Raw genomic sequence first — 13127 nt, forward strand, 5'->3', positions numbered from 1 at the left:
CATCCGGGTTCAGGAGATCCCGAACTCCTGGTCGATGAGGGCCAGGAGTTGGTCATCACCGACCCCGTCCAGGTCGGGGCCGTCCGGGTCGGGTACGGCGTCGACGCGGCGCAGCAGGCCGCGCAGCCGGTCGGACAGCTCCCGGCGGACGTCGTCGGGGACCGACCCGTCGGTCTCGGCGGCGGACACCGCGCCCTCCAACCGGGCCAGTTCGCCCAGGAGAGGAGTCGGGGCGTCCCGGTCGTCGAGCAGTCCGGTCAGGTGGTCGGCCAGGGCGGCGGGGGTGGACCGGTCCAGGACCACCGTCACCGGCAGGTCCAGCCCGGTGCGCTCGATGATCCGGTCGCGCAGGCGGACCGCGCCCAGGGAGGTGCCGCCCGCGTCGAGGAAGCCGCGCAGCGGTTCGACCGCGTCGGGCCCCTCGTGGCCCAGGATCGCGGCGGTCTCCACCCGGACCAGGTCCAGGACGGCGCGGGCGCGTTCGGCCGGGGTCGTCCCCTCGGGCGGGGTCCAGGTCCCCTCGGCGGTCTCCGGCCCGGGGCCCGCCACCGACGCGGGCGCGGCGGTGGTCGGGGTGGCCGGGTCACGCCAGTAACGGCGGCGCTGGAAGGCGTAGGTGGGCAGGTCCACGAGGCGTGCGCCGTCGCCGAACACGGTGGCCCAATCGGGTGCGACACCGTGCGCGAACGCTTCGGCCAGGGCGGTCCGGAACCGGTCGGGACCGCCCTCGTCCCGGCGCAGGGTGGACACGACGGCGGCGTCGCGGACCCCCTCGGCCTCGGCCGTCTCCACCAGGGCGGGACCGAGCAGCGGGTGCGGTCCGATCTCGATGAACAGGTCGTGTCCGGTGGCGACGAGGGCCTTGGCGGTGTCGTGGAAGCGGACGGGTTCGGCGAGGTTGCGGTACCAGTAGCGGGCGTCCAGCTCCCCCTCCCCCACCGGGGCGCCCGTGAGGCAGGAGTGGAAGGGGATCTCACCGGCGCGGGAGACGATCCCGGCCAGGTCCGCGTGGACGCGTTCGCGCAGGCGGGCCACGTGGGGGGTGTGCGAGGCGTAGTCCACGGCGATGCGACGGACCCGCACGCCCCCCTCGTCGTACTCCTTGACCAGGCGGGCGACGTCCTCGGGTTCACCGGCGACGACGGTGGAGGTGGGACCGTTGACCACGGCGATGTGCAGGTCGGCGTCGCGTCCGGCCAGGTCGGCGCGGACCCGCTCCTCCGGCAGGGCCACCGAGGCCATCCCCCCGGTCCCCGACAGCTCCAGGACGGCGCGGCTGCGCAGCGCCACCACGGCGGCGGCGTCCTCCAGGGACAGCAGGCCGGCCGCGCAGGCGGCGGCGACCTCGCCCTGGGAGTGGCCGACGACGGCGTCGGGGCGGACGCCGTGGGCGCGCCACATCCCGGCCAGGGCGACCATGACCGCCCACAGCACCGGTTGGACGACGTCGACCCGTTCCAGGGAGGGCGCGCCGGGGTCGCGGCGCAGCACGGCGGTCAGCGACCAGTCGGTATGGGGCGCCAGGGCGCGTTCGCAGTCGGCGATGATCCCGGCGAACACCGGGGATCCGGTGAGCAGGTCCACGGCCATATCGGCCCACTGACCGCCCTGACCGGGGAACACCCAGACGACACGGCGGTCGGCGCGCGCCCGACCGGTCACGACGCCGGGGTCGGGTCGGTTCTCCGCCAGGGCGGACAGCGACGCCGTCAGGGCGTCGCGGTCGGGGCCGACGACGACGGCGCGGTGGTCGAAGGCGGTGCGCGAGGTCGCCAGGCTCCAGCCGACGTCGACCGGGTCCACGGCGGGGTCGCCGGCGACCCGGTCGCGCAACCGGGCGGCCTGAGCGGCGAGTGCGGCGGGGCCGCGGGCCGACAGCGGCCACAGGATCGGACCGGCGTCCCGGCCCGGGGCCGGCGCGTCCTCCGTCTCCGGGGCCTGCTCGACGACGAGGTGGGCGTTGGTGCCGCTCATCCCGAACGACGAAACGGCGGCGCGGCGCGGAGCCCCGGTGGCGGGCCAGGACCGGGCCCGGTCCACCAGGCGGACGGTGCCCTCGGACCAGTCGACGTGCGGGGTGGGCTCGTCCGCGTGCAGGGTGCGCGGCAGCACCCCGTGCCTCAGCGTCAGGACCAGCTTGATCAGGCCCGAGATGCCGGCGGCGGCCTGGGCGTGACCGAGGTTGGACTTGAGGGAGCCGAGCCACAGCGGCCGGTCGGGGGTGCGCGCGCGGCCGTAGGCGGAGATGAGGGCCTGCGCCTCGATGGGATCGCCGAGAGCGGTGCCGGTGCCGTGCGCCTCGACGAGGTCGACGTCGGCGGGGGTGAGGCGGGCGTCGGCCAGGGCGGCGCGGATGACGCGTTCCTGGGAGGGGCCGTTGGGGGCGGTGAGACCGTTGGAGGCGCCGTCCTGGTTGACGGCGCTGCCCCGGATCACCGCGAGCACGGGGTGACCGGACCGGCGCGCGTCGGAGAGCCGTTCCAGGACGACCATCCCGGCCCCCTCGGAGAACCCGGCGCCGTCGGCCCCGGCGCCGAACGCCTTGCAGCGACCGTCGGGGGCCAGCCCGCGCAGGTGGGTGAACTCGGTGAGGATGCCGGGCCGGGCCATGACGGTGGCCCCTCCCGCGAGCGCGAGGGAGCACTCGCCCGCGCGCAGCGCCTTCACCGCCAGGTGCACGGCCACCAGGGACGAGGAGCAGGCGGTGTCGATCGTGATCGCCGGGCCGGTCAGGCCGAGGGTGTAGGACAGCCGCCCGGAGGCGACGCTGGTGGTGGTGCCGCTGACCGCGAACCCGTCGCCGGGGGCCTCGGACAGGGAGGGTCCGTACTCCTGGGCGATGGCGCCGACGTAGACGCCCGTGTCCGTACCGGCGAGGGAGGTCGGGGGGATACCGGAGCGCTCCAGGGACTCCCAGGCCACTTCGAGCAGCAGTCGCTGCTGCGGTTCCATCGCCTCGGCCTCGCGAGGGGAGATCCCGAAGAAGGCCGGGTCGAAGGCGGCGGCGTCCGTCAGGAACGCGCCCCGGGACATCGCCGACCGGGGCCCGTCGGTGTCCCCACCGAGCAGGGCGTCCAGGTCCCAGCCCCGGTCGGCGGGCAGGGGGCCCGTCACCTCGTCGCCGCGTTCGAGCAGTCCCCACAGGGCGTCGGGGGTGTCGATGCCGCCGGGCAGCCGGCAGCCCAGCCCGACGACGGCGATGGGCTCGGGCGCCCGGTCGAGCCGTTCCTGAAGGCGTTCGTTCTTCTTCAGCGCCGAGCGCAGGGCCGTGACGAGTTTGGCGGTCTGGTCGCTATCGGTGGCCATCAACGGTCTCCTGTTCGCCTTCGATGAGGGAGTCGTCGTCCTCGCCCAGGGCGAGGTCCAAGAGCCCTTCCACGTCCATGTCGTCGATGCGGCTGTCCTCTAGGGGTCCGTCGGTGTCGGGCACGGGGTCGGCGGACGTCTCGGGGAAGAGCGCGTCGGCGACGTATCGGGCCAGGGCCCGGGGGGTGGGGTGATCGAACACGACGGTGGCGGGCAACCGCAGACCGCAGGCGGCCCCCAGTCGGTTGCGCAGCTCCACCCCGGTCAGGGAGTCCAGCCCCAGTTCCTTGAAGGGCCGGTCGGCGGGCACCTCGGCGGCCTCCTCCGCCTCCCGGCCCAGGACGACGGCGGTGTGCGCGCGCACCGCCGAGACGAGCGCCCGTTCGCGTTCGGCGTCGGGGAGCCCGGCCAGGCGGGTCGCCGACAACAGCGGGGCGGTGGTCTCCTCCTCGGGCGCCCCCTCCTCACGGGGGCCGATCAGTTCGCTCAGGATCGGCAGTTCGGCAACGTGGTCGAGGTCGAGCAGGGCCGGGGCGAGCGCGGCCCGGTCCAGGTAGAGGGCGGCGTCCATCCGGGCCAGGGCGCGGTCGGTGGCCATGGGCAGCAGACCTCCCCGCCCCAGGGCGTCCAGGTCGCCGTCGTCGAGGTGGCCGGTCATCCCGCTGGCCTCGCCCCACAGCCCCCAGGCCAGGGACAGGGCGGGCAGACCGCGCTGGCGGCGGTGGTGGGCGAGCGCGTCGCAGAACACGTTGGCCGCCGCGTAGTTGGCCTGCCCCGGGGAGCCCAGGGTCCCGGTGATCGACGAGAACAACAGGAACGCGCCCAGGTCGAGGCCGACGGTGAGCTCGTGCAGGTTCCAGGCGGCGTCGACCTTGGGCCGCAGGACCGTCTCGATCCTGTCGGCGTCCAGGGAGAGCACGGTGGCGTCGTCCAGGACGCCGGCGGTGTGCACGACGGCGCCGAGCGGCCGGTCCAACGATCCGAGCAGCCGGGCCAGGGAGGCGCGGTCGGCGACGTCGCAGGCGTGGACCTCGACCCGGGCGCCCAGGGCCCGCAGTTCCTCGGTGCGGCCGTCCTGGCCTTCGGATCCGGCGCCGCCACGGCTGACCAGGACCAGGTCACGAACCCCGTACCAGGTGGCCAGGTGGCGGGCCACCCGATGGCCGAGGGTGCCGGTGCCGCCGGTGATGAGGACCGCGGCGCCCTCGGGGAAGGGGGCGGGCACGCGCAGCACGGTCTTGCCGATGGTCTCGCCGCGCTGGAGGGAGCGGAACGCCTCGCGGACGTCGCGGATGTCGTGCGCGGTGATCGGCAGGGGCCGCAGGGCCCCGGAGGCGAACAGCTCCATGATCCGTTCGAGCATCTGCCCGATCCGTTCGGGGGCCACCTCGGGCAGGACGAACGACTGGTAGCCGCGGCCGGGGTGGGCGGCGGCGACGTCCGCCTCGTCACGGACGTCCGTGCGGCCCATCTCCACGAACCGACCGCCCACGCCCGCACCGCCGCCGGGGGCGCGCAGCAGGCGCAGCGAGGCGTCGACGAACTCGCCGCTCAGGGAGTTGAGGACGACGTCGAAGCCGCGGCCGCCGTTGGCGGCGCGCAGGGACGTCTCGAAGTCCAGGTCGCGGGAGGAGGACAGGTGCTCTCCGGGGACCCCGTACTCGACGGCGACCTTCCACTTGTGCGGGCTGGCGGTACCGAACACCTTGGCGCCCATGTGGCGGGCGAGCTGGACCGCGGCCAGCCCCACGCCGCCGGCGGCGGCGTGGATCAGGACGCTCTCCCCCGGCCGGACCGCCGCCACGTCCACCAGGGCGTGATAGGCGGTGAGGAAGACGATGGGGACGGCCGCCGCCTCCTCGAAGGTCCACCCCTCGGGGATGCGGGCGACGCGTCTGCGGTCGGCGACGGCCACGGGTCCGAAGGCCGACCCGAACATGCCGGCGACCCGGTCTCCGGGGACCAGGTCGGTGACCCCGGGGCCGACGTCGAGGACGGTCCCGGCGCCCTCCAGGCCGATGCCGTGCTCGTCGGGGATCATGCCGAGGGTGACCACGACGTCGCGGAAGTTGACCCCGGCGGCGCGGACGGCGATCCGGACCTGGTGCTCGCCCAGCGGTGAGGCGGCCTCGGGCGCGGGCAGGGGGGTCAGCGCGTCCAGGGAGCCCGGGGCGGTCGCGGAGAGCCGCCACAGCGGGCCGGGCGGAACGAGGGCGCCCTCGTCGACGGCGGGTACCAGGCGGGGCACCAGGACCCGGCCCGATCGCAGCGCCATCTGGGGTTCGCCCAGTTCGGCGACGCGGGACAGTACCCGGTGGGAGTCCTCCGACCCGTCGGAGTCCACGATCACGAGCCGGTCCGGGTGCTCGCGCTGGGCCGAGCGCAGCAGGCCCCACACGGAGGAGGCGGCCAGTCCGCCGAGGCGGTCGGCGGGGTGGGTGACCACCGACCGCCAGGTGACCAGGACCAGGCGGGCGCGGGCGGTCCGCTCGTCCGACAGCCAGGTGCGGATCGAGGCCAGGGCCGAGTCGAGGCCGGCGCGCACGGCGGCGGGCACCGACCCGTGATCCGCGTAGACGGCGCGGGCGGGGAGTTCGGCGTAGACGACGTCGGGCACCGGGCCGTCGACGGCCGATCCGTCCAGGGACGGCAGGTCCGTGGGGACCGCGCCGTCCATGCCGGGGCCGTCGATCTCCTGCCAGCGCACCCGGTACAGGTCGGGTTCCTCGTCGGGTGCGGACGGCAGGGCCGCGGGGTCGACGGGGCGCAGGACCAGTTCGTCGACGGCCAGCACCGGGGCTCCGGTGTCGTCGGCGGCCGTGAGCCGGTAACGGTCGCCGTCGACGTGTTCCAGGAGGGTGCGCAGTACGCGGGGCGGCCGGGCGGGCGCGGCGGAGCGGACCCCGCTCCACGCGAACGGGACCAGGGGGGCTCCGCCGTGGGAGCCGTGGAGCAGCACCGCGTGCAGGGCGGCGTCGAGCAGGGCGGGATGCGGGCCGGTGAAGGGCCCGGGTGCCGTCCCCTCGGGCAGGGCGGTCTCGGCGAGCAGCGACCCGTCGACCCGGCGCCACACCCGGCGCAGCCCCCGGAAGACCGGCCCGTAGGCGTACCCGCGGCGCAGCAGCCCGGCGTAGGCCTCCCGTTCCTCGAATCCGGCGTCCACGACGCCCTCCCCCGGCCAGTCCGTCGGCACCGTCCAGGGAATCTCCTCCTCCGGTGAACCGGGAACCCCCGGGGAGGCGATGGACGTACCGGGGGACTCCGCGGTGAGGCCCCCTGAGGCGTGACGGACCCAGGCGCCCCCGGGGGACCGGGCGTGGATCGTGAGGGACCGGTGGCCGTCGGCGTCCGGGGCCCGGACCGTGACCTGGAGGTCCACCGCACCGCCGCGCGAGAGCAGGACGGGGCTCTCCAGGGTGAGGTCGGCGACCCGGGGGGCGCCGCTGCGGGCGCCGGCGTGCAGGGCCGCCTCCACCAGGGCGGTGCCGGGCAGTAGGGTGCGGCCGAGCAGCCGGTGGTCGGCGGTCCAGGCCGGGTCGTCGAGACCGACGGTGCCGGTGAACACGGTGTCGCCGCCGACCAGCTCCAGCCCTTCGTCCAGGAGCGGGGACGCGGCCGAGGCGGGCGCGGCTGCCGGTTCCACCCAGTGGCGGCGCCGTTGGAAGGGCAGGTCCGGCAGGTGCACCGGGGCACCCTCGTCGGCGACGCCCTCCAGGATCAGGTGGGCGTTGGTGCCGCTGATACCGAACGAGGACACCGCGGCGCGGCGGGGCCGTCCGGTGTCGGGCCAGGGTTCGTTGTCGGTGAGCAGCCGCACCCCGCTCCCCTCCCACTCCACGCGCGGGGTGGGTTCGTCCACGTGCAGGGTGCGGGGCAACCGGCCGTGGCGCAGCGCCTGGACGGTCTTGATCACACCGGCCACGCCGGCGGCGGCCTGGGCGTGACCGATGTTGGACTTGAGCGATCCCAGGCGCAGCGGTTCGTCCCGGTCGGCGCCGTAGACGGAGATGAGCGCGTTCGCCTCGATCGGATCGCCCAGACGGGTGCCGGTGCCGTGCGCCTCCACGACGTCCACCTCGCCCGGTTCGAGTCCGGCCGCGGCCAGGGCCTGCCGGAGGACCCCTTCCTGGGCGACGGGGTTGGGGGCGGTGAGGCCGTTGGAGGCACCGTCGGAGTTGATCGCGCCGCCCCGGATCAGGGCCAGGACGGGACGCCCGGCGCGGCGGGCGGAGGACAGGCGTTCCAGGACGATCACGCCCACGCCCTCGGACCAGGCGGTGCCGTCGGCGTCGGCGCCGAAGGCGCGGCAGCGGCCGTCGGCGGCCAGCCCGCGCTGGGCGGAGAACTCCAGGAACATGCCCGGGGTGGACATCACGGTGACACCGCCGGCCAACGCCATCGCGCACTCGTTCCGACGCAGCGCCCCGGCGGCCTGGTGGATCGCCACCAGGGAGGAGGAGCAGGCGGTGTCCACGGTCAGCGCCGGCCCGCGCAGGCCCAGCACGTAGGAGATCCGGCCCGAGGCGACACCGGCGGTGGAACCGGTGAGACGGTACCCGCCGTCGCCGACGCGGGCGGGGTCGGCGAGCCTGGGCCCGTAGTCGGAGGCCATCGCGCCGACGAACACGCCCACGGAGGAGCCGCGCAACTCCTCGACGGTGAGGCCGGCCCGGTGGACCGCCTCCCAGGAGGTCTCCAGCAACAGGCGCTGTTGGGGGTCCATCGCGTCGGCCTCGCGGCGGGAGATCCCGAAGAAGTCCGCGTCGAACAGGTCGGCGTCGTAGAGGAACCCGCCTCGCCGGGTGTAGGTGCGCCCGGGCGTACCGGGTTCGGGGTGATAGAGCGCGTCCGTGTCCCAGAAGCGGTTGTCGGGGAAGTCGCCGGTGGCGTCCGCGCCCTCCTCGACCAGGCGCCACAGCTCCTCGGGGGAGGTCGCCCCACCGGGCAGCCGGCAGGCCATGGCGGTGATGGCGATCGGGTCGTCCTCGGCCGCGGCCGTGGGGGCCGCCGGTGGGGCCGCGACCGGTTCCGGGGTCGCCCGGGGGACGGCCGCCGCCGTGGCGCCCCCGCCCAGGGTGACCTCGTCGTCGCCCAGCTCCTCGGCGAGGAACCGGGCCAGATCCGCCGGTGTGGGCCGCTCGAACAGTGCGGTGTCGCCGAGGCGGACCCCCGTGGCGCGGTCCAGGGCGTCGCGCAGCTCCAGCATCATGATCGAGTCGAAGCCCAGGTCGCGGAAGGCGCGCTGTTCCTCGCCGGGCGCCAGGGACCCCCGGGACAGCACCCGCGCGGCCTTCTCGCACACCAGTTCCAGTACCGAGGCGGTGCGCCCGGGCACCGCCTGCGCCTCCTCGGGGACGGCCGACCAGTCGACGGTCGTCCCGGTGCGCGCGCCGGTGGCGTTCTCGGGCCAGAACCGGCGACGCTGGAACCGGTAGGAGGGCAGGTCGGTGCGGCGCGCCCCGGTGCCCTCGAACAGTCGTGGCCAGTCGACGTCCACCCCGGCGGTGAAGGCGCGGGCCGCCGAGTTCAGCAGCTGCGTCTGGTCGCCCTCGCCCCGGCGCAGGGTCTTGAGGACGTGCCCGGACACTCCGGCCCGGTCCAGCGAACCCCGGAGCCCGTGTGCGAGCACCGGGTGCGGACCGACCTCCAGGAACACCCGGTGACCGTCGCCGACCAGGGCGTCGACGGCGTCGGAGAACCGCACGGGGTTGCGCAGACCCGCGTACCAGTAGTCGGCGTCCAACGGCACGTCGCCGAGTTCCGCGCCGGTGAGGGTGGAGTAGAAGGGGACCTCGGGGGCGCACCACCGCACCCGGCCCAGGTACTCGGCGACGCGGTCGCGGATGAGCTCCACGTGCGGGGAGTGCGAGGCGTAGTCCACGTCGACGAGGGTGGCGTGCACGCCCCGCTCCACACAGTGTTCGACCGCTTCGCGCACCGCGCGCGGGGCACCCGACACCACCACGGAGGCGGGTCCGTTGATCACGGCGACGTGCAGGTCGGGCAGGGTACGGGCGAGGTCTTCGACCTCCTCCACCGGAAGGCCCAGCGAGGCCATGCCGCCGCTGCCGGCGAGCCCGGTCAGCGCCTGGCTGCGCAGCGCCACGATCCGGGCGGCCTCCTCCAACGGCAGGGCGCCGGCCACGCACGCGGCGGCCAGTTCGCCCTGGGAGTGGCCGATGACGGCGGCGGGGCGCACCCCCAGGGTCTCCCACACCTTGGCGAGGGAGACCATGACGGCCCACAGGACCGGCTGGATCACGTCGACCCGGGCCCGGGAGCCGGTCACCGGGGGCGCCTGCGGTTCGCCGCGCAGCACCGAGGACAGGGACCAGTCGACGTAGGGTCCCAGGGCGCGTTCGCACTCGCGGACCCGGGCGGCGAACGCCTCGGCCAGGACGCCGTCGGCGTTCAGCAGGTCGCGGCCCATGCCGATCCACTGTCCGCCCTGCCCGGGGAAGACCAGGACCGGACCGGGGTCGCCGACGGAGGCGACGCCCTCGGGGCGCACCGACTCCAGTTCCCGGGTGCCGCCGTCGCCGGGGGCGAAGACCACCGCGCGGTGTTCGAACACGTCGCGGGTGGTGGCCAGGGAGAAGCCGATGTCGTGGGCCTTGAGGCCGGGGTGGGCGGACACGTGGGCGTGCAGGGCGGAGGCCTGGGCGCGCAGTGCCTGCTCCGAGCGGGCCGACAGCACCCACGGCACGGGGTCCAGGGTGCGGGTGATCGGCCCCTCGCCGGCGGACCGGTCGGCGGGAGCGGGCCCCAGGACGAGGTGGCAGTTGGTGCCGCCCATGCCGAAGGAGGACACCCCGGCCATCGGCGCGTGGCCGGGCCAGGGCTCGCGTCGGGTCTGCACGGTCAGCCCCAGGGCGTCCAGGTCGATGCCGGGCGCGGGCTCGGTGAAGTTCAGGGTGGGCGGGATCTGTTGGTGTTCCAGGGCGAGCACGGTCTTGACCAGGCCGACGATCCCCGCGGCGCCCTCCAGGTGCCCCACGTTGGTCTTGACCGACCCGACCCGCAGCGGTTCCCCCCGACCGGCCGAGAAGACCTCGCCGAGGGCGGCGGCCTCCACCGGGTCGCCGGTGGGGGTGCCGGTGCCGTGCAGCTCGACGTAGCCGATGCGGTCCGAGTCCTTGCCCGCGTCGGCGTGGGCGGCGCGGATGACCTCGGCCTGCCCCCGCACGGTGGGCCTGGTGAGGAAGGAGTCGCCGCCGACGTGGTTGACCGCGCCGCCGTGCACGACGGCGTGGATCCGGTCCCCGTCGGCCAGGGCGCGGCCGAGCGGTTTGAGGACGACGACGGCACCGCCCTCGCCGCGCACGTACCCGTTGGCCTCCGCGTCGAGGGGGCGGATCCGGGCGTCGGGGGACAGTCCGCCGAAGCGGGCGATCTGTTCGGTGCTCTCGGGGACGAGGATGAGGTTGACGCCGCCGGCCAGGGCGATCTCGCTCTCGCCCCGGCGCAGGCTCTCCATCGCCAGGTGCACGCCGACCAGGGCGGAGGACTGGCCGGAGTCCACGGTGAGGCTGGGGCCGCGCACTCCGAGGAAATGGGACATCCGGTTCGCGATCATGCCGCGGTGGGTGCCGGTGAGGGTGTGGTGGGTGATCGCCCCGGGGCCGCCCCGGTCGTGCAGGAGCGCGTAGTCGGAGCCGATGGCCGCGACGAACACGCCGACGCGGGCGTCGCGCAGGGAGCCGGGGGCCGTGCGGGAGTTCTCGATCGCCTCGCGGCCCAGTTCGAGCATGAGCCGCTGTTGCGGGTCCATCGCCAGCGCCTCGCGCGGGGAGATCCCGAAGAAGTCGGCGTCGAAGTACTCGGCGTCGTGGAGGTAGCCGCCCCAGTGGGGGCCGCGCTCGGGGGATCCGCCGCCGAGGCGTTCGGGCGGGGCGGCGATGGCCTCGCGTCCCTCGCCGAGCAGACGCCAGAAGGCCTCGGGGGTGCCGGCCCCCGGTAGCCGGCAGGAGACGCCGACGATGGCGATGGGGTCCCAGGTGCCGGGGGCAGGGTCTCCGGTCGGTCCGCCGTTCATCGTTGCCCTTCCCTTTCGACTGCCCTCGCCTGACCCGAGCACGCTCCCGTTCCGGGACGCTGCCCGTGCAGGTGCACGAGAACGCCGATTCGGGCGTGATGAAATTCGGACACTGGGCAACTCCGGAACCCACAATCTCAGAGATTCACGGCAACTAACCCACGGAACGGCATTCGGGGTCAAACAGGAACCAACCTGAAGGAGGGTAACGCTTGCTCGCAAGCGCTGACAACAGTGGGGTCTTTTTCGGACAGAGGATTGGGCCTGGTCCGTACGGAGTTAATGGGAGCGCAACAGTTTACGGACGCAAGAGAAACCGAAAAGGTGGGGTTTTCGGGCAAGAGAAGAGCCCGGCACCCGGAGGGCGCCGGGCTCTTCCCCGGTTCCGATCAACCGCCGTTTCGGGCCTGTACCTCGGAGATGTAGCGCTGGGCGACCTCGGGGTCGAACATCCAGGATTTGTAGTCGGACGGGGAGTCCCAGCCCTGGATCCAGCGGTCGGCCACCTCTTCGTACTGCACCGCCGCGCCGAGCATGTTCATGATGTGGTCGGGCAGCGACTGCTCGACCATGGTGGAGGCGAACTCCGCCCAGGCCTGATTGTCCTGTCCGAATTCCCAAAAACGGTCGAACACCCGGACCATGAAGTCCTCATCGAACGGCTTGTCTCCGTGCTCGATGATCCCTTCCAGGTAGGCCTGGGCGCAGCGGGTGGAGTTGTTCCAGCTCTGTCCCACGAACGGGTCCATGGTGACCACCACGTCGGCCATGCCGATGGCGAGCCCGCCGGAGGGGAGCCGGCCCACCGGGTTGCGCACCTGCGGCGTCAGATCCTCGACGATGGTGCTGCGCCCGTCCACCAGTACCGCGTCCTTGGACCGTTCGAAGAACTCCGGCGCGTACTTGCGCATCAGGTCCTTCATCCGACGCAGCTGCTCCTCCGGCCCCGGGCGGTCCGGCCAGGCGTCCATCGGGCCGCCCTTCTTGTCCACCAGGAGCAGGTTGTGGGCGGGCCCCTCCTGGGTGAGGATCGGAACGAGCATGATGTTGCCCGCCTCCTCCGTCACCCCGAACCAGCCGATGTTCTCCGATTCGCCCGGACTGGGCGGCCACAGGTCGTAGACGTAGGCCTGGGCCAGGGCCCGGGGGCGGGTCCCGCTGAACCGGCTGGTGTCGTGGTCGAAGAGCTGGCCCAGCTCCCCGTGGCCGACCGCGACGATGATCAGCTCGAACATCCGGGAGAAGTAGTCGAGGTCGGTCACGGTGACCCCGTGGATCACCACCTTCCCGCCACGATCCTCGAAGAACTCCAGCCAGTCGGCCATCTTCACCCGACGGTCGACCGCCACCGTGTAACCGTTCCCGGGGTGGGAGCGGCCCTTGATGGCCGTGACCGGCTTCCCTTCGCGGAAGACGGCCAGCTTCTGTTCGCGGATCTGTGGGGAGAGCGCGCTCCAGAAGTCGAGGTCGAACTTGCGCTCGTACTCCAGGGCCGTGGGAAAGGTGAACTGGGAGATGGAGGGCCGGCCGGTCCGGATCTCCAGCGAGGACTGCCCCGTGATCACCGTGACGTCGTAGCCTTGGGTCAGGAGCCCGTGGGCCAGGTGCAGCCCGGCGTGGCCCGCGCCGACGATGAGGATCTTGCGCATGTGTCGCTTACTTTCCTGGGGAATCTACGGGACGACCGGGGGGAGCGTGCCGGGGGCGACCTCCCCGCCCGTCAGGCGACGGGCTCGCTGGCGCGGTTGTGCTCCAAGGCGTACCTGAGGAGGGTCTTGAGGACCTC

General features: G+C 74.0%; 3 protein-coding genes and 1 pseudogene. All 4 read right to left on the reverse strand.

The genetic code is table 11. From position 1 onward, the window contains the following. Positions 1-9 precede the first annotated feature (9 nt). Positions 10-3306, reverse strand: a complete 3297-nt coding sequence (locus tag RM479_RS04350; RefSeq protein ID WP_311510389.1) for a type I polyketide synthase — start codon at positions 3304-3306, stop codon at positions 10-12. Beyond that, complete coding sequence (locus RM479_RS04355; RefSeq protein ID WP_311510390.1) at positions 3293-11341, reverse strand: SDR family NAD(P)-dependent oxidoreductase; 8049 nt, start codon at positions 11339-11341, stop codon at positions 3293-3295. The genes RM479_RS04350 and RM479_RS04355 overlap by 14 nt, the downstream gene beginning before the upstream one ends. Before the next feature lie 389 nt (positions 11342-11730). Next, the gene (locus tag RM479_RS04360; RefSeq protein WP_311510391.1) at positions 11731-12990 is read right to left on the reverse strand and encodes a styrene monooxygenase/indole monooxygenase family protein; all 1260 of its coding nucleotides are present in this window, start codon (positions 12988-12990) and stop codon (positions 11731-11733) included. A 71-nt stretch (positions 12991-13061) separates the two neighbouring features. Further along, positions 13062-13127, reverse strand: a pseudogene (locus RM479_RS04365) (ATP-binding protein); the annotation flags it as partial.

It is taken from the genome of Nocardiopsis lambiniae, assembly GCF_031845465.1.
Lineage (GTDB): Bacteria > Actinomycetota > Actinomycetes > Streptosporangiales > Streptosporangiaceae > Nocardiopsis > Nocardiopsis lambiniae.